At 66.4% G+C, this 17,833-nt stretch carries 15 protein-coding genes, 2 tRNA genes, 1 rRNA gene and 1 pseudogene; 6 read left to right on the top strand and 13 right to left on the bottom strand.

Annotated features, from left to right (window positions below):
* The first annotated feature begins 36 nt into the window (after positions 1–36).
* Positions 37–528: an Lrp/AsnC family transcriptional regulator gene (locus KZ686_RS02620; RefSeq protein ID WP_150082551.1), complete on the top strand. Its 492-nt coding sequence runs from the start codon at positions 37–39 to the stop codon at positions 526–528.
* Positions 529–702: 174 nt separating this feature from the next.
* Here KZ686_RS02620 and KZ686_RS02615 read toward each other — a convergent pair whose 3' ends face one another.
* Positions 703–1,401, bottom strand: a complete 699-nt coding sequence (locus KZ686_RS02615) for a GNAT family N-acetyltransferase (RefSeq protein ID WP_149317573.1) — start codon at positions 1,399–1,401, stop codon at positions 703–705.
* Positions 1,402–1,735: 334 nt separating this feature from the next.
* Here KZ686_RS02615 and kefF point away from each other — a divergent pair, with 334 nt between their 5' ends.
* Together kefF and kefC are read left to right on the top strand one after the other, a co-directional pair.
* Positions 1,736–2,329 carry a glutathione-regulated potassium-efflux system oxidoreductase KefF gene (gene kefF, locus KZ686_RS02610; protein WP_223819509.1) on the top strand — a complete coding sequence of 198 codons (594 nt, stop codon included), beginning with the start codon at positions 1,736–1,738 and terminating at the stop codon, positions 2,327–2,329.
* A pseudogene (gene kefC / locus KZ686_RS02605) lies at positions 2,326–4,133 on the top strand (glutathione-regulated potassium-efflux system protein KefC). The gene kefF and the pseudogene kefC overlap by 4 nt, the downstream one beginning before the upstream one ends.
* Positions 4,134–4,229: 96 nt before the next feature.
* Here the strand turns inward: kefC and sugE are convergent.
* From sugE to KZ686_RS02545, 12 genes are all read right to left on the bottom strand, one after another.
* Complete coding sequence (sugE, locus tag KZ686_RS02600; RefSeq protein ID WP_006578904.1) at positions 4,230–4,544, bottom strand: quaternary ammonium compound efflux SMR transporter SugE; 315 nt, start codon at positions 4,542–4,544, stop codon at positions 4,230–4,232.
* 147 nt (positions 4,545–4,691) lie between these two features.
* Positions 4,692–5,303, bottom strand: a complete 612-nt coding sequence (locus KZ686_RS02595) for a TetR/AcrR family transcriptional regulator (protein ID WP_149317575.1) — start codon at positions 5,301–5,303, stop codon at positions 4,692–4,694.
* A complete protein-coding gene (locus KZ686_RS02590) occupies positions 5,303–6,094 on the bottom strand; it encodes a DUF1835 domain-containing protein (protein WP_149317576.1) in 792 nt (263 codons plus the stop codon). The genes KZ686_RS02595 and KZ686_RS02590 overlap by 1 nt, the downstream gene beginning before the upstream one ends.
* Before the next feature lie 335 nt (positions 6,095–6,429).
* Positions 6,430–7,518 (bottom strand): 1,2-phenylacetyl-CoA epoxidase subunit PaaE, encoded by a 1,089-nt coding sequence (gene paaE / locus KZ686_RS02585; RefSeq protein ID WP_265632947.1) that lies wholly within the window; start codon positions 7,516–7,518, stop codon positions 6,430–6,432.
* Between the two features lie 57 nt (positions 7,519–7,575).
* Positions 7,576–8,343: a 1,2-phenylacetyl-CoA epoxidase subunit PaaD gene (gene paaD / locus KZ686_RS02580; RefSeq protein ID WP_265632946.1), complete on the bottom strand. Its 768-nt coding sequence runs from the start codon at positions 8,341–8,343 to the stop codon at positions 7,576–7,578.
* 32 nt (positions 8,344–8,375) lie between these two features.
* Complete coding sequence (paaC, locus tag KZ686_RS02575; protein ID WP_265632945.1) at positions 8,376–9,227, bottom strand: 1,2-phenylacetyl-CoA epoxidase subunit PaaC; 852 nt, start codon at positions 9,225–9,227, stop codon at positions 8,376–8,378.
* Between the two features lie 12 nt (positions 9,228–9,239).
* On the bottom strand, positions 9,240–9,527 hold the full coding sequence (paaB, locus tag KZ686_RS02570; RefSeq protein ID WP_006579224.1) for a 1,2-phenylacetyl-CoA epoxidase subunit PaaB: 288 nt from the start codon (positions 9,525–9,527) through the stop codon (positions 9,240–9,242).
* A gap of 52 nt (positions 9,528–9,579) precedes the next feature.
* Positions 9,580–10,629: a 1,2-phenylacetyl-CoA epoxidase subunit PaaA gene (paaA, locus tag KZ686_RS02565; protein ID WP_226107699.1), complete on the bottom strand. Its 1,050-nt coding sequence runs from the start codon at positions 10,627–10,629 to the stop codon at positions 9,580–9,582.
* Positions 10,630–10,752: 123 nt separating this feature from the next.
* Positions 10,753–11,037: a DUF1488 family protein gene (locus KZ686_RS02560; protein WP_053822693.1), complete on the bottom strand. Its 285-nt coding sequence runs from the start codon at positions 11,035–11,037 to the stop codon at positions 10,753–10,755.
* Positions 11,038–11,443: 406 nt separating this feature from the next.
* On the bottom strand, positions 11,444–12,691 hold the full coding sequence (locus KZ686_RS02555; protein WP_226107697.1) for a nucleoside recognition domain-containing protein: 1,248 nt from the start codon (positions 12,689–12,691) through the stop codon (positions 11,444–11,446).
* Between the two features lie 393 nt (positions 12,692–13,084).
* The gene (locus KZ686_RS02550) at positions 13,085–13,480 is read right to left on the bottom strand and encodes a DUF488 domain-containing protein (protein ID WP_149317581.1); all 396 of its coding nucleotides are present in this window, start codon (positions 13,478–13,480) and stop codon (positions 13,085–13,087) included.
* An 82-nt stretch (positions 13,481–13,562) separates the two neighbouring features.
* Positions 13,563–15,254, bottom strand: coding sequence for an AMP-binding protein (locus KZ686_RS02545; protein ID WP_265632944.1), 1,692 nt, complete (start codon positions 15,252–15,254; stop codon positions 13,563–13,565).
* A 582-nt stretch (positions 15,255–15,836) separates the two neighbouring features.
* Between KZ686_RS02545 and KZ686_RS02540 the strand changes: the two genes are divergently transcribed.
* From KZ686_RS02540 to KZ686_RS02530, 3 genes are all read left to right on the top strand, one after another.
* A 16S ribosomal RNA gene (locus KZ686_RS02540) occupies positions 15,837–17,370 on the top strand.
* 63 nt (positions 17,371–17,433) lie between these two features.
* Positions 17,434–17,510, top strand: a tRNA-Ile gene (locus KZ686_RS02535).
* 11 nt (positions 17,511–17,521) lie between these two features.
* Positions 17,522–17,597, top strand: a tRNA-Ala gene (locus KZ686_RS02530).
* Positions 17,598–17,833: the final 236 nt, after the last annotated feature.

Genomic DNA, 17,833 nt, shown 5'->3' with positions numbered 1-17,833 from the left:
AAATTGCTGGCTGTCTTATTGCGGAGCAACAATATCGTGAGCAAGGTGGAGCTGGACAAGATCGACCGGAAGATCCTCGAGGTCCTGCAGACCAACGGGCGGTTGACCAATCTCGAAGTCGCGGAGCGCGTCAGCCTGTCGCCTAGCCCATGCCTGCGGCGCATCCGCCGGCTGGAGGAGATCGGCGTGATCCGGCAGTACGCGGCGCTGCTGGAGCCGGGCAAGATCGGGCTGGGACTGCTGGCCTACATCAACGTACGCCTGGAAAAGCACGGCGGCGCGCCCAAGGGCAAGGCGCCGCTGGACCTGTTCCGTGCCGCCATCGCGATCTGGCCGGAGGTCGCCGCCTGCCATGCGATGACGGGCGAGATGGACCTGCTGCTGAAGGTCTACGTCGAGGACATGGACCACTTCGCCCGCTTCATGAAGGACCAGCTGCTGGCCCATCCGGCGGTAATCGATGTGCGCTCGAGTTTCGCGCTCGAATCGATCAAGGACACCACGGCGCTGCCGGTGGTTGGCGGCTGAGCAACCGAGCGGCCGAGCGAGCGGCGGACACACCGAGCGGCACGCCCCCGGGCAGCCAAGCGGCGGAGCGCCTTGACGACCGACCGGCCCGGCGGCGTTGCCCTGGCAGGCCCCAAACGAAAAACGGCGCGCCAGTCGGCGCGCCGTTTCCCTGTCGGCGGGTGTCGATGCCGATCAGGCCGTGCTCTTCTGCGGCATGATCGAGCGCCAGAAGCGCTGGCCGAAGCGGCGCGCGTCGCGCAGGTTGCGGCGCACCACGTAGTCCAGGTCCGCGACCTGTTCGTCGATCGCCTCGGTCAGGCGGCTGACCGTGTCCGCCGGCGGCAGCTCCAGGTAGGCATCGGCCTCGCCGTAGGCGTACTGGACCTTCATGCCGGCCTTCTTGGCGATGTGCATCATCGCGGCGTTGCGCGACAGGCAGTGCATGTACAGCGTGCGCACGTTCGTGTTGCGGCCATGGATGGCGGCGCGCTCGAACAGCGCGCTGCCGATGCCGCGCCCGCGCGCGCTCTGCGACACCGATACGCCGAACTCGGCCACGCGGCCCTGGGCGTTGTCGCGCAGGTTGGCGAAGTGGCCGACGCCGACCAGCTCGATATGCTCGTCGTAGACGCCGAACACCGTGTCGTGGTCGAAGTCGATGCTGTCGACATAGGCCTCGATCACGTGGTCGCCCACCGACTGGCCGAAGCGGAGCAGGCGATCTTCCTCCCCAAGGGCGAGAAAATGCTTCAGCAGGCGCGAGCGATGCTGGGCCCCCAGCTCGCGCACCAGAGTGGTCGGGCGCTGGGCGGCCTGCGAGGCTGCGGCTGCTTTGCGAAGATCTTCGTCGGTGAAGGCACCGACCGCCTTGCTCAGTTCGAGCGGATTCACTTTCTGTTCCTTGGGCGATTCAGGGTATAAACGTCACATCGCGGCAAGCAGACTTGTCAAAGTAGACCATCACAATGCAATTTCCTAATGGATGGGGCAAATCCTATCTTGCGGCAACGCGAAAAGTATTGTAGCGCATTTGTCAGTTTGGCGTAAGCATGGTGCGTCGCAGAGCGCCGGACGGCCGGACTGACATTCCAGTAATCCCTTAAAAATCAATATCTTGCTTGCCTATCCGGTGATTCCCGGGTGTGGAAATGTTGCAACGCCGCAGTCTGTTGCGGCGTTCCGCGCCATCCCGCCCTGCCGTTGAAAGTAACGCCTGCTACACACCATGCCCGCCCGACCCATCGTTGTGATCTATGCCAATGCGCGCGCGAAGCGCTCGCATGTGAACCGGCCGCTGGCCGAGGCGCTCGCCGCGCTGCCCGATGTCGACGTGCGCGATCTCTATGCCCGCTATCCCGACTACGACATCGACGTGGTGGCCGAGCAGCGCGCGCTGTCGTGCGCCGACACCGTGGTGCTGCAGTTTCCGACCTTCTGGTTCAGCGTGCCGCCGCTGCTGAAGCTGTGGATGGACGAGGTGCTCGAGCGCGGCTGGGCCCACGGCCCGGGCGGCACCGCGCTGCGCGGCAAGTCCTGCCTGGTGGTGGCCAGCACGCGCGGCACCGAGGAGGCCTACTCGGCGGAGGGCGTGCACCGGCATCCGCTGTCCTCGTTCCTGTTGCCGCTGGAGCAGATGGCGCTGGAATGCGGCATGACGTGGCGCGCGCCGATCGCGATCCACGACGCCTACCGGCTGGACGAGGCCGGTGTGCAGCGCGTGATCGCCGAGGTCATGGCCGCGCTGGGCCACGGCGACGAAGGCGGCTCGACCAAGGCGGCCACTGCGGCCACCGCGGCCGCCCGGCTGGAGCTCGCATGAATCCGCATGATGCGCTGCGCGTGGTGCTGGTGTTCCTGGTCGCCGCGGTGGTGGCGGTGCCGCTGGCGCGCCGTTTCGGCCTGGGAGCGGTGCTCGGCTATCTGCTCGCCGGCGCGGCGATCGGGCCCTGGGCGCTGCGGGTGGTCACCGACGTCGAATCGATCCTGAGCTTCTCGGAATTCGGCGTCGTGCTGATGCTGTTCGTGATCGGCCTCGAGCTGGCGCCCACCAAGCTGTGGGCGCTGCGCCAGACCATCTTCGGCTATGGCGCCCTGCAGATGGCCGGCTGCGCGTTGCTGATCGGCGCGCTGGCCGCGGCCTTCGGCGCCAGCTGGCAGGTCGCGCTGGTGGCCGGGCTGGGCCTGGCGCTGTCGTCGACCGCGATCGCGCTGGCGACGCTGGGCGAGCGCAATCTGTTCGCCACGCCGGCCGGCAAGGCCAGCTTCGGCATCCTGCTGTTCCAGGACATCGCCGCGATCCCGATGATCGCCTTGCTGCCGATGCTGACGTTCGACGGATCGCAGCCGGCCTTGGCCACGCCTGGATCGGCGCGGCCAAGGCGGTGGCGGTGATCGCCGCGGTGGTCATCGGCGGGCGCTACCTGGTTCGTCCGGCGCTGCGCTTCATCGCCCGCACCGGCATGCGCGAGATGTTCACCGCCTTCGCGCTGCTGCTGGTGGTCGGCATCGCCGCGATGATGGAAGCGGTCGGCATGTCGATGGCGCTCGGCACCTTCCTCGCCGGCGTGCTGCTGGCCGACTCGGAATACCGCCACGCGCTGGAGGCCGACATCGAGCCCTTCAAGGGCCTGCTGCTGGGACTGTTCTTCATGGCGGTCGGCATGTCGATCGACTTCGGCGTGATGGCGCAGCAGCCGTGGCAGGTGCTGGGGATGGTCGCCGCGGTGGTTGGCGCCAAGGTGCTGGTGCTGCGGCTGCTGGCGCCCCGCTTCGAGATCGCGCGCGGCCAGCGCCTGCTGTTTGCGTTGCTGATCTCGCAGGCCGGCGAGTTCGCCTTCGTCGTGTTCGGCGTGGCGCGCTCGGCCGGGCTGCTGCCGCCGGACATCGCCGCGCTGCTGGTGCTGGTGGTGGCGCTGTCGATGGTCACCACGCCGTTGCTGCTGCTGGCTTACGACCAGATCGTCGCGCCGCGGGCCGGCAAGCTGCGCCAGCGGGCGGACGAGACCATCGAACCGCAGGACAACCCGGTGCTGATCGCCGGCTTCGGCCGCTTCGGCCAGATCGTCGGCCGTCTGCTGTATGCGCAGGGCATCGGCGTGACGGTGCTCGACCACGACCCCGATCAGATCGATTTCCTGCGGCAGTTCGGCTTCAAGGTCTTCTATGGCGATGCCACGCGCATGGACCTGCTCGAAGCCGCGGGCGCGGCGAAGGCGAAGATCCTGGTGGTCGCGGTCGACGGCATGGACGAGAGCCTGGCGCTGATCGACCGCGTGCGCCAGCGCTTTCCGCATCTGCGCATCTACGCCCGCGCCCGCCATGTGTCGCACGTCTATCTGCTGAAGGACCGCGGCGTCGAGTTGTTCGAGCGCGAGATGTTCGAGGGCTCGCTGATGCTCGGCCGGCGCGTGCTCGAGGGGCTGGGGCTGGACCCGTCCGAGGCGCGCGCCGCGGCGATGAAATTCCGCCGCCACAACATCGCCGCGATCGACCGCTTCTACCCGCACTACACCGACCAGAAGACGATGGTGTCGCTGGCGCGGCAGGCGCGCGACGAGCTCGAGGAAATGTTCAGGCAGGACCGCGAGCAGCGGCGCCGGCGCGAGGAGGCAGAGTGGTCGTGACCCGCGCCGGGGTCGCCGCCCTCGTCGGCGCCTTCGTTGTCACCCTCGCCGTCGCGCGTGTCTCTGCCCCCGCCGCCGCCGGTGTCGCGCGCGCCGCTACGACGACAGCTTCAGGCCGACGATGCCGGCCAGCACCAGGCCGGCGCTGAACAGCCGCCAGAAGCTGGCCGATTCGCCGAACAGCAGGATGCCGACCGCGAACGAGCCGACCGCGCCGATGCCGGTCCAGACCGCGTAGGCGGTGCCGAGCGGCAGCGCGCGCATGGCGAGCGACAACAGCCAGAAGCTGACCACCATCGTCACGATGGTGAAGGCCGATGGCCACAGGCGGGAGAAACCTTCGGAGTATTTGAGGCCGGTGGCCCAGGCGATTTCGGTGAGGCCGGCGAGCAGAACGTAGATCCAGGGCATGGTGGGCTGCGATGGTGTCGAGGCATCGGGGCCGTCCCCGGTTGGTCGGGCGCCGCTGGATCGAATCTCGAAGCCGGAACGGCTTGCCGCGGCGGCGCGGGGTCGTCCCCGGCGCAGGCGGCATTCTATCGCGGGAGCGCCGCGGCGTCAGGCGCGCGCGTGTCCGGGCAGCCCGCCCGCCAGCAGGTCGATCACCATCTCGGCGAAGTCGGCGTAGGAGAGCTTGCCGCCCGGCTTGAGCCAGGTGAAGGTCCAGTTGATCATGCCGAACACCGTCATCGTCAGCGCGGTCTGGTTCTCGCGCGTGACCCGTTCCGGATAGGCCCGCCGCAACTGGCGCGAGAAGGCCGCGACCACATCGCGCTCGCGCTTCAGGATGATGTCCCGCTGCTCGGGCGCGAGGAACTTGACGTCGTTGATCAGCGCGATATGCCGGGTCTGCGAGGTCTCGTACTCGGCCAGGAAGGCGCGGATCAGATTGGCGAAGCTGTCGCGCTCGCTGTGGCCCTGGCGCTCGGCCTCGGCCTCGACCTCGGTGACGATCAGCATCAGCCGGCGCGTATAGCGATCGAGCAGGTCGAACAGGATCGCTTCCTTGCTCTCGTAGTAGTGGTACAGCCGCGCCTTCGACGTGCCGCAGGCCGCGGCCAGGTCGGCCATCGACGTGCTCGGATAGCTGCTGGCGGCAAACGCCGCCGCGGCCAGCTCGAGGATCTGTTCGCGTTGGGCCTCGAAGTCGGGCGCCTTGGTACGGGCCATCAGGAATCGGCCGTCAGGTTTCGCCGCAGCTCGCAGGTCTGCAGCGAATCGGCATTGCCACGCAGAACCATCTGGCCGGCGCCGATCAGTTCGCGGCAGCGCCAGAACACGAACCAGTCGCTGGCCAGCAGGCCTTCGATCGCGCCCATCACGCTGCCGACCACCTGGGCCGCGGGCGTCCATTCGAGCGGGGCGCGCTCCAGGATCACCTCGTCGACGGAGTGGTAGGCCGCCGGCACCAGCGTATTGCCCTTCCACAGCCGCACGTCGGCGTTTTCCTTGACGTTCTGCTGCCACTCGTAGCCGAGCCGGCCCAGCCGCAGCACCGAGACCGGTGCGATGGTGGAGAAGCGGCGCGCCAGCCGGGCGGCCGGATACATGCCGATCGCGGTCAGGTTGCCCTGGGTGGTGCCGTCGAGCTCGCGGCTGTCCATCGCGACCTCGTTGATCCGTTGCGGGCTCTGGTACAGGTGGAACACGACCCGGCGCAGCATCAGCTGGTCGGAGGCGCTCTGGCCGTGCCAGATCGCGACCTCGGGCTCGCTCTGGCGCAGGCCCTGCAGCTGGTCCAGCGCCTGGCGCATCTCGGCGGCGAAGTCGATCTCGCTGTGCGGGGCGACGCGCTGCCAGAAGCCGGAGCGGATCAGGCCGCTGCTGTCCACGTCGGCGATCGGGCCGACGGCCAGGTCGTCGCGCAGCACGACGACGGGGTCCGGACGGGCGGCTTGCGCCAGTGCCTGGCGCAGCGTGTTGCCCGCCATGTCACCGTTGACGACGTGGATGTATTGCATGGCCGTGATTGTATATGGATAAGACGGCTCAACAGCACCGCGCGGGCGGCGGGCGGCGCCGCATCCAGGCAGTATCCCGACACTATCCGGGCAGTATCTGGCCAGTATCCGGGCCGGGGCAGCGCGGTATCTGCGCGGGGGCGCCCGGGCGCGCGGTTTCAGGCAGCGGCCATTTTAACCATGCAGCGCGGCGGGACGGCGGCGGTGCGTGCGCCGCCGCGCGTTCGGCTCGTCCGGTCGCGCGTTTCGTCGCGCGCTGCATCCCGCGTTCGGCCGTGTTGGGTCACGGGGTTCGGCGGCGGCGCTGTCCCGCGGTCCCGCGGTCCACTTCCGGCCTATCGCTCGTCGTAGCTGACCACCACTCGCTCGGTCAGCGGCCGGGCCTGGCAGGTCAGCACGAAGCCCTTGTCCATCTCCCACGGCTCGAGCGTGTAGTTCTTCTCCATCTCGATCTTGCCCTCGAGCACCTTGGCGCGGCAGGTGCAGCAGACCCCGCCCTTGCAGGCATAGGGCAGGTCCAGCCCCGCGGCCAGCGCGGTGTCGAGCACGTTGGCGTCCTGCAGCGGGATGCGCATCGCGTGCTGCTTGCCGTCGAGCACCACCACCAGCTGCGCGGTGCCGGCCTCGTCCGTGGTCACCTTGACGGGCTGCCGGCGCGGCTGCGCCAGCGGCACGCCGAAGCGCTCGGCGTGGATCTTGTGCGGGTCCAGGCCGGCGTCCTTCAGCGCGGCCTCGACGTCGTCGATCATCGAGGCCGGGCCGCAGACGAAGGCGGCGTCGATGTCCTCGACCGGGATCAGCGTCTCGAGGAAGGCCTGCACCCGTGCGCGGTCCAGCCGGCCATGCAGCAGATCGACCTCCTGCGGCTGGCGCGACAGCACGTGGTACAGCGTCAGGCGCGACAGGTACTGGTTCTTCAGGTCGTCCAGCGCCTCGGCGAAGATGATGCTGTCGACATTGCGGTTGCCGTACACCAGCGTGAAGCGGCTGTTCGGCTCGACCGCCAGCGTGGTCCGGATCAGCGACATCACCGGGGTGATGCCGCTGCCGGCGGCGAAGGCCACGTAGTGGCGCGCCGCCTCGGGGTCGAGCGGGATATGGAAACGCCCGTCCGGCGTCATCACGTCGATCGTGTGGCCCGGCACCACCGCATCGTGCAGGAAGTTCGAGAACAGCCCGTCGTCGACCCGCTTGACCGCGACGCGCAACTCGCCCTGCTGGTCGTAGTCCTGCACGCCGCAGCAGATCGAATACGAGCGCCGTACCTCCTGGCCGTCGATCGACGTGCGCAGCGTCAGGAACTGGCCCTGCTTGAAGCGGTAGGCGTCGCGCAGCGCGGGCGGGACCTCGAAGGCGACGGAGACGGTGTCGGCGGTTTCGGGGCGGACCTGCGCCACGCGCAGCGGATGGAACTGAGGGGTCATGGCGGCGTGGGAACGGTGGGCCGCGGCGCGAGCCGGGCGGCCTGGCTGGTACGGTGGCTAGTACGGTTTGAAGTAGTCGAACGGTTCGCGGCAGGCGCGGCAGCGGTAGAGCGCCTTGCACGCGGTCGAGCCGAACTGCGACAGCGTCTCGGTGTCGGGGCTGCCGCAGTGCGGGCAGGTGACGTTGTCGGTGGCCCTGGCGCCCGTGGCACCTACGGCCCCCGTGGTACCTACGGCGCCCGTGGCACCTACGGCGCCCGTGGCACCTGCGGCGCCCGTAGCAACCCGAGCGCCCGTAGCGTTCGCAGCGCCAGTATCGCCGGGCGCGCGATGGCGCGGCACGAAGCGCAGCGGCCGGGTTGGCACACCCTGGTCGGCGCAGCGCGCCGGGGGCGCGATGCCGTAGGCCCGCAGCTTGTCGCGGCCCTCGGCGGTGATCCAGTCGGTAGTCCACGCCGGCGCCAGCACGGTGCGGATCTTCCACGGGCCAAGATCCGCCTGCTCGAGCGCGCGGCCGATGTCCTCGGCGATCTCCGCCATCGCGGGGCAGCCCGAATAGGTGGGCGTGATCACGATCTCCAGCGCGCCGTCGTCGGCGATCACCACCTCGCGCAGGATGCCCAGATCTCGGATCGACACCACCGGGATCTCGGGATCGGGCACCGCGTCGAGCACGGTCCAGGCGCGGGCCGCGCGCGCTTGCGCGTCGGCATCGGCGTGGACTGCGTGCAGGCGGGTGTCCGGGTGCCCGTTTGCGTGGGAATCCGCGTGGGAAGCCGCGTCGGAATCCGCGTGCATGCCCGGGAGGGTCAAGGTGGCTGGCATGGGATCGGCCTCGATATGCGCGGCGTCCGCCGTTACCAGTGCGCGCCGGGATGGGCGCGCGCCAGGCTCTGCATCTGCGCCAGCAGGTAGCTCATGTGCTCGGAGTGCAGGCCCTGCTTGCCGGTCGACACGAAACCGGTCGCGGCGGGCAGCGTCAGCGTGGCTTCGGCCACGGTCTGCTCGACGGTCGCCTGCCAGGCCGGCCGCAGTTCCGCGGTCGGCACCGCGATGCCCTGCGCCGCCGCTTCCTGTTCGACCGGATCCGGCACGAAGCATTCGTTCATATAGGGCAGCAGATGGTCCAGCGCGCGCTGGGTGCGCTCGTGCGACAGCTCGGTGCCGTCGCCCAGCCGCACCAGCCAGTCCGCGCCGTGATGCAGGTGGTAGCGCGCTTCCTTGATCGACTTCGAGGCGATCGCGGCCAGACCGGCGTCGCGGCTGCCTGCGAGCGCGCTCCACAGTTCGACCATCAGCGCGCTGTAGAGAAAGTTGCGCACGATGGTGACGGCGTAGTTGCGGTCCGACGAGGCGGTGCCGGCCAGCGGCCCGCTGTGCGGCAGCTCCAGCAGCGTCCAGTTGCGGAATTCTCGCTCGCCGCGCCAGTAGGCGTAGTCGTCCTCGTGGCGCGCCCGGCCGGTCAGTTCGGCCTCCAGTTCCCCGGCGCGCGCATAGAGCAGGCGCGCCTGGCCGATCAGGTCCAGGCTGATATTGGCCAGCGCGATGTCTTCTTCCAGTACGGGTCCGTGGCCGCACCACTCGGCGTTGCGCTGGCCGAGGATCAGCGCGTTGTCGGCCAGGCGCAGCACGTACTGCCAGCCGGCGGTGCGCGCCAGCGGCAGGTTGGACAGCAGCGGCGAAGGGGTGGGACTGAGCGTGGCGGTCATGCGCGGCCCTTCTTACATATGGTTGACTTCATCGGGCAGCTGATAGAAGGTCGGATGCCGGTAGATCTTGTCGGCCATCGGGTCGAACAGCTCCGCCTTCTCGTCGGGCACGCTGGCGGTGATCGCGGACGACGGCACCACCCAGATCGACACGCCTTCCTGGCGCCGCGTATAGACGTCGCGCGCCATGCGCAGCGCCTGGTGCGCGTCGGCCGCGTGCAGGCTGCCGCAATGCTTGTGTTCCAGGCCCTGCTTGCTGCGGACGAACACTTCCCACAGCGGCCATTCCTTTTGCGTCATCTTGCTTGTCTCCTGTCGGCGGCTTGCGGTCACTTGCCGGAGCCGTTGCGGCTCAGGCCGCGGCGCGGGCTTGCGCCGCTTCGCGCTGTGCCACCTTGGCGGCGTGGGCCAGCGCGGCCTCGCGTACCCAGGCGCCGTCCTCGTGGGCCTTGACGCGCGTCGCCAGCCGTTCGCGGTTGCACGGGCCGTCGCCGTTGATGACCCGCCAGAACTCGTCCCAGTCCAGCGGGCTGTAGTCGTAGTGGCCGCGTTCCTCGTTCCAGCGCAGGCCGGGGTCGGGCAGCGAGACGCCGAGTACCTTGGCCTGCTCGACCGTTGCATCGACGAATTTCTGGCGCAGGTCGTCGTTCGAGATCCGTTTGATGCCCCAGGCCATGGTCTGCGCGCTGTTGGTCGACGCCGCATCGGGCGGGCCGAACATCATCAGCACCGGAAACCACCAGCGGTTGACCGCGTCCTGCACCATCTCGCGCTGCGCGTCGGTTCCGCGCATCATCGCCAGCAGCGCGTCGAAGCCCTGGCGCTGGTGGAACGACTCTTCCTTGCAGATGCGGATCATCGCCCGCGCATACGGACCGTAGGAGCAGCGGCACAGCGGAATCTGGTTCATGATCGCCGCGCCGTCGACCAGCCAGCCGATCACGCCGACATCGGCCCAGGTCAGCGTCGGGTAGTTGAAGATCGACGAATACTTGGCCTTGCCGCGATGCAGGGCGTCGACCATCTCGTCGCGCGAGGTGCCCAGCGTTTCGGCCGCCGAATAGAGATAGAGGCCGTGGCCGCCTTCGTCCTGCACCTTCGCCAGCAGGATCGCCTTGCGCTTGAGCGACGGCGCGCGCGTGATCCAGTTGCCCTCGGGCAGCATGCCGATGATCTCGGAATGCGCGTGCTGCGAAATCTGGCGGACCAGCGTCTTGCGGTAGGCGGCAGGCATCCAGTCCTGCGGCTCGATCTTGCCGTCCGCGGCCAGGCGCGCATCAAACGCGGCCTGCGCCTCGGCGCTTTCGGCCGCGTTGCTGGGGGCATGCGCGCCTTCGTTGGCGGCGCGCTGCGCGTCGGCCGACAGGGGCTGTTGGGGCAGGTCCAGGCTTTGGGTGTACATAGCGCCTCCTCTGGCGGGTCCCGGCCGTGCGTGGGCCGGGCGGTAGGAAGCATTATATATAAACCGACCGTTCGGTCAATTAATTGGCGGGCGTGTTAGCGCCATGCCATTAGCGCGTCGGGATCAGGATTCGGGAACGAAGCGGACGTGCCCGCTGCGCAGCACGATATTGCGCGAACGGGTCATCTCGAACAGCGACTGCGCGATGCTTTCGATGCGTGGCCGATGGTCGGTGAAGGCACGTACCAGGTCTTCCTCGCGCGGCGAGCGCGCGCCGAAATGCGACTCGAGCGCTTCGGCGGTGATCGAATAGCGGGACGGTTGGCCGTTGACGGTGGCGGGGCACGACAGCGTCAGGCTGGCTGCGCAGTAGGTGGGGACGCTGCTGGGAAACAGGATCTCAGGCATGGCGTGCCTCGGCCGGAAAGGGACGGGAGTCACGACCATTCTAGGATATTGGGCGGCACACGCCAGCCGGGAGTCCTGGATCGGGATCCGGCCCCTGTTTCGCGTGCGGGCTTCCCTTCGATGGCGAGTGCTCGCTTACTTCATCGACTCGTTGATGCTGCAGCGCACCAACGCGTCGGAGCGGAGTAAGGCCGCCCCGCCAGGAAGCGCCGAAATGTGGACGAAAAAAAACCCGCGCAGGTTGTGCGCGGGCTGGAATCCACCGAGGTGGTGGAGGAGACAGACTTCACTATACGCGGCTTGTTGCGACGCACCAAGGTCCGCGTTCCAAAAAGCTGAAATCGGTACGATTTCGTTGTGTCAGTGCAACAGTAATCTGTCCCCGTAAGCCGCCAGCCCAGTCCTATCAATGGAAGAACAGGTAGGCGATGCCGATGGCGGCGACCAAGCCCACCGCATCGGCGAACAGTGCGCAGCCCAGCGCATGCCGGGTACGACGCACATTGACGCTGCCAAAGTAGACCGCCAGCACATAGAAGGTGGTTTCGGTCGATCCCTGGATGATCGCGGCCAGCTTGCCCTGGAAGGAGTCGACGCCGTAGGTCGTCATGACGTCGACCATCAGGCCGCGCGCGCCGGCGCCGGACAGCACCTTCATCAGGCCGACCGGCAGCGCCGGCACGAAGTCGGTATTCAGCCCGAGGCTGGCGACGGCGGCCGCCAGGCCTTGCATCAGCCAGTCCATGCCGCCGCTGGCGCGGAACAGCCCGATCGCGACCAGGATCGCCACCAGGTAGGGAATGATCTGCACCGCCACGCCGAAGCCTTCCTTGGCGCCGTCGACGAAGGCCTCATAGACGTTGACCCGCCGCGCCGCCCCGCACAGCAGGAACAGCACGATCAGGCCCAGGATAAAGAGGCTGCCCGCCAGCGCGGTCACGGTGTCGACTTGCGGCGCCGGCGCGCGGCGCAGCCAGACCGCCAGACCGCCGAGCGCGGCCACGATCGCCACCAGCGTGCCGAGGATGGCGGGTTTGAGCAGATTGAGCCGCTGAGTCCACGCCACCGCGACCAGCCCGGCGAGGCAGGACACGCCGGTCGCCAGCAGCGTCGGCAGGAAGATGTCGGCGGCGTTGAAGCCGACCAGACCCTGCTTCAGCGCGACCGCCTGCCGCATCGCGATCACCGAGGTCGGAATCAGCGTCAGCCCCGCGGTATTGAGCACGATGAACATGATCTGCGCATCGGTCGCGGTGTCGGGCTTGTCGCTCAGCGTCTGCAGCTCGCGCATCGCGTTCAGGCCCAGCGGCGTCGCGGCATTGTCCAGGCCCAGCATATTGGCCGAGACGTTCATCATCATCGCGCCCTGGGCGGGGTGGCCTTGCGGGACGCCGGGAAACAGGTGCCGCAGCACCGGATTGACCGCGCGCGCGAAGCCCTGCACCACGCCGCCACGCTCGCCGACCCGCATGATGCCGAGCCAAAGCGCCATGATGCCGGCCAGGCTCAGCGAGATCTCGAAGGCGGTGCGGGCGCTGTCGAACAGGCTCGCCAGCATGGCCGGAAAGATGGCGGCATCGCCATGTGCCAGCCGCACGCAGCCGATGGCGAAGGCGGACAGGAAAAAGGACAGCCAGACCAGGTTCAATGCCATGGGCGTAGTGGCAAATAAGCGGGCAAATAAGCGGGCAAGTCAGCGGGCAAGTCAGCGGGCAAGTCAGCGGGCAAATAAGCGGGCAATAAGCGGACGGATCAACGTACGGATCCGCGGGACCCGTGGGCGCAGCCCGCATGGCGAGTCGCAAAGAACGGCGTGGTGCGCAAGGCGCCTATCATAGCGTGGCCGCTGGCCGCTGGCCGCTGGCCGCTGGCCGCTGGCCCTTGGCCGCGGCTGCTCTAGGGCTGCCCGCCGTCACCGCAGTCCGCGCGGCGTGCCGCCGCTCTCGCCGCTTACCGCGGTCCCCGCCGCTCCGCACCGGCTCGGCCACTCCGCACCGGCTCCACCGCTTTGGCGTCGCGGGCCGCCAGCCTCCTTCAGGGAGACGACCTAGGCGAACGCCGCGCCGCGCTTGGCCAGCAGCTTGCGCAGGATCGACCGGTGGCAGCGCTGTTCGTCCTCGCAATAGCAGCCGATCGCGAAATTGGTCTGGTGCGACAGCGCGGCCAGCAGGTCGAGCGTGCGGCTGGCCTCGGGTTCGGCCATTTCGGCCTGGAAGCGCCGCTCGAAATGGCGCCAGGCCTTGTCGTCTTCCTCTTCCTGGGCATGCTTGGCTTCGGCGACCAGTTCCGGAGAGGGCGACAGCAGCGGGAACCAGACATCGTAGAAGTCCCGGCTGGCGTATTCGCTGCGCGGCACGCCGCGCGGCGGCCTGCGCACCGTGCCGATGCGCAGGCCTTCGCCGGCGCTGCGCGGGGTTCCGAGCCTGACGATGTGGACGGCCATGGCGGGCGCTCCTGTCTGCGGTCTGCGGTGGGGACGGCGGCAGCCGACGCCGAAGCGCCGGCCGTCACGGCGCAGCGAACGGTCAGGCGGTCGCTGCCGGCTCGAGCCCCAGTTCGCGAATCATGGTCTCCCGCATCACGAACTTCTGCACCTTGCCGGTGACCGTCATCGGCATGTCGTCGACGAAACGAACATAACGCGGGATCTTGTAGTGGGCAATCTGGTCGCGGCAGAACGCGCGGATCTCGTCCTCGGTCGCGCTCTGCCCGGGTTTGAGCACGATCCACGCGCACAGCTCCTCGCCATACTTGGGATCGGGCACGCCGAATACCTGCACTGCCTGCACCTTCGGATGGCGGAACAGGAATTCCTCGATCTCGCGCGGGTACAGGTTCTCGCCACCGCGGATCACCATGTCCTTGACCCGGCCGACGATATTGCAATAGCCCTGCTCGTCGAGCGTCGCCAGGTCGCCGGTATGCATCCAGCCGTCGCGGATCGCCTCGCGCGTGCGCGCGTCATCCTCCCAATAGCCCAGCATCACCGAATAGCCGCGGGTGCACAGCTCGCCGGTGGCGCCGACCGGCACGACCTGTCCGGTTTCGTCGACGATCTTGCACTGCAGATGCGGCTGGACGCGGCCGACCGTCGCCACCCGCTTTTCCAGCGGATCGTCCGTCGCGCTCTGGAAGGAGACGGGGCTGGTCTCCGTCATGCCGTAGGCGATGGTGACTTCCGCCATATGCATGTCCTTGACCACGCGCTTCATCACCTCGATCGGGCACGGTGCGCCGGCCATGATGCCGGTGCGCAGCGAGGTGAAGTCGAAGCGGGCGAAGTCGGGATGGTCGAGCTGCGCGATGAACATCGTCGGCACCCCGTGCAGCGCGGTGCAGCGTTCGTCGTGCACGGCCTGCATGGTCGCCAGCGGGTCGAAGGCTTCGCCGGGGAAGATCATGCGCGCGCCGACGCTGACGCAGGCCAGCACCGACAGGACCATGCCGAAGCAGTGGTACAGCGGTACCGGAATGCACAGCGAATCGCGCTCGGTCAGCCGCATCGCCATCGCCACGAAGCGGCCGTTGTTGACCACGTTGTGGTGCGTCAGCGTGGCGCCCTTCGGGTTGCCGGTGGTCCCGCTGGTGAACTGGATATTGATCGGGTCGTGCGGGCCGAGCGCCGAACCGATGGCGTCCAGCCGGGCGGTATCCGGCGTGGACAGCACTTCGGCATAGCGGACCATGCCGGCGGTTTCTTCCTCGCCCATGCGCACCACCCATTGCAGCGTGGGCAGCCGTGCCGCGCGCAGCGCGCCCGGCTGGCTGGTGGCCAGTTCCGGCGCCAGTTTCTGCAGCATCTCGATATAGTTGCTCGACTTGAAGCGCGCGGCGGTGATCAGCATCCGGACACCGGCCTTGTTCAGCGCGTACTCGAGCTCGGCCAGCCGGTAGGCCGGATTGATATTGACCAGGATCGCACCGATGCGGGCGGTCGCGAACTGGGTCACCAGCCACTCCTGCCGGTTCGGCGACCAGATGCCGACGCGGTCGCCGCGCGCGATGCCGCGCTGCAGCAGGCCGGTGGCCAGGCGGTTGACCTGCTCGCTGAACTGGCGCCAGGTCCAGCGGATGCCTTGTTCGCGGAAGACGACGGCTTCCGCGTCGGGGTGGGCCGCCACCGTGGCGGTCAGCAGTTCGGCGATGGTCTGGTCCGACAGCGGCACATCGGTGGCGCCAGTGACCAGCGACAGGCCGGCGTTCGGGATCAGCGTCATGGTTGTCTCCTTCGACTGATTGACTGGATCGTAGTCAGGGGTGTTCTTATCGGTATGGGCCGCCAGCTTAGGGGAAGCGTTCCGGCGAAGCTGTCACCGCTGCGACATTTGTTGTCTTTGAGGCACTTCAAGGCCGAATTCGGGTTTTTACTTAATTTGCTTGCCTTCGGCGGCGCCGTCCCTTAATATTCGCCCCCTCGCAGCCGAACGGCGGCGGGGTTGGCGGGGTTGGCGGGGAAGGCGAAGGCGCTGCGGTGCTGGAGCCGCAGCAAAAAAGTGCTGACAACCTGTTGACGAGAAGCGAAATGTTCTGCATAATCTCGTTTCTCTGCTGCTGACAACGCAGCGACGCGAACGGCAAAGCCGGCGCGTGAGTTCTTTAACAAACGAACAACCGATAAGTGTGGGCGCTCGATAGCGGCAGTCACAGTCGATTCTTCGGGATCGGCGACAGCTCAAAAGTTATCAAGTGCTCGCACAGCAAAACGTGGCTTCATCGGCGTCAAGACGATGGAGCCAGTCAGTTTTCTGAGAGTGAGCGACCGCTCGAAAGAGCGAGATCCTTCGGGATCACAAGGATTTGAACTGAAGAGTTTGATCCTGGCTCAGATTGAACGCTGGCGGCATGCCTTACACATGCAAGTCGAACGGCAGCGCGGGCTTCGGCCTGGCGGCGAGTGGCGAACGGGTGAGTAATACATCGGAACGTGCCCTGTTGTGGGGGATAACTAGTCGAAAGATTAGCTAATACCGCATACGACCTGAGGGTGAAAGCGGGGGACCGGTAACGGCCTCGCGCAATAGGAGCGGCCGATGTCTGATTAGCTAGTTGGTGGGGTAAAGGCCTACCAAGGCGACGATCAGTAGCTGGTCTGAGAGGACGATCAGCCACACTGGGACTGAGACACGGCCCAGACTCCTACGGGAGGCAGCAGTGGGGAATTTTGGACAATGGGGGCAACCCTGATCCAGCAATGCCGCGTGTGTGAAGAAGGCCTTCGGGTTGTAAAGCACTTTTGTCCGGAAAGAAATCGCGCTGGCTAATACCTGGCGTGGATGACGGTACCGGAAGAATAAGCACCGGCTAACTACGTGCCAGCAGCCGCGGTAATACGTAGGGTGCGAGCGTTAATCGGAATTACTGGGCGTAAAGCGTGCGCAGGCGGTTTTGTAAGACAGGCGTGAAATCCCCGGGCTCAACCTGGGAATGGCGCTTGTGACTGCAAGGCTAGAGTGCGTCAGAGGGGGGTAGAATTCCACGTGTAGCAGTGAAATGCGTAGAGATGTGGAGGAATACCGATGGCGAAGGCAGCCCCCTGGGACGAGACTGACGCTCATGCACGAAAGCGTGGGGAGCAAACAGGATTAGATACCCTGGTAGTCCACGCCCTAAACGATGTCAACTAGTTGTTGGGGATTCATTTCCTCAGTAACGTAGCTAACGCGTGAAGTTGACCGCCTGGGGAGTACGGTCGCAAGATTAAAACTCAAAGGAATTGACGGGGACCCGCACAAGCGGTGGATGATGTGGATTAATTCGATGCAACGCGAAAAACCTTACCTACCCTTGACATGCCACTAACGAAGCAGAGATGCATCAGGTGCCCGAAAGGGAAAGTGGACACAGGTGCTGCATGGCTGTCGTCAGCTCGTGTCGTGAGATGTTGGGTTAAGTCCCGCAACGAGCGCAACCCTTGTCTCTAGTTGCTACGCAAGGGCACTCTAGAGAGACTGCCGGTGACAAACCGGAGGAAGGTGGGGATGACGTCAAGTCCTCATGGCCCTTATGGGTAGGGCTTCACACGTCATACAATGGTGCGTACAGAGGGTTGCCAACCCGCGAGGGGGAGCTAATCCCAGAAAACGCATCGTAGTCCGGATCGTAGTCTGCAACTCGACTACGTGAAGCTGGAATCGCTAGTAATCGCGGATCAGCATGCCGCGGTGAATACGTTCCCGGGTCTTGTACACACCGCCCGTCACACCATGGGAGTGGGTTTTGCCAGAAGTAGTTAGCCTAACCGCAAGGAGGGCGATTACCACGGCAGGGTTCATGACTGGGGTGAAGTCGTAACAAGGTAGCCGTATCGGAAGGTGCGGCTGGATCACCTCCTTTCCGAGCACGACTTGCTCAAGTCGAGCGTTCACACTTATCGGTTGGTTCGAGTGTTACAGCCAAGGGTCTGTAGCTCAGGTGGTTAGAGCACCGTCTTGATAAGGCGGGGGTCGTAGGTTCAAGTCCTACCAGACCCACCAGTCTTAGATGAGGGGGATTAGCTCAGCTGGGAGAGCACCTGCTTTGCAAGCAGGGGGTCGTCGGTTCGATCCCGTCATCCTCCACCACCCGCCTGACAGCAAGCATTGCTGTTGGTGCGAGCCAGACCTGGCAGTCGTCAAAGGCAAGCGCTTGACTTGAGCGTTTGCCTTTGGCGTTGGCCAAGACGATGTGCGCATGCACGTTGGCTGTTCTTTAACAAAATGGGATGTAGTAAAGGTGTCGCGACGCGTTGATGAGGCGCGTAGACGATCGATTCTGATCGCGCGATACCGGGTTGTGATTGTATCAACCAAAGTATTTA

Source organism: Cupriavidus cauae (genome assembly GCF_026210475.1).
GTDB classification, from domain to species: Bacteria; Pseudomonadota; Gammaproteobacteria; order Burkholderiales; family Burkholderiaceae; genus Cupriavidus; species Cupriavidus cauae.
The sequence above is the reverse complement of the archived record's forward strand: the minus strand, read 5'-3'. Positions and strand labels throughout refer to the sequence as shown.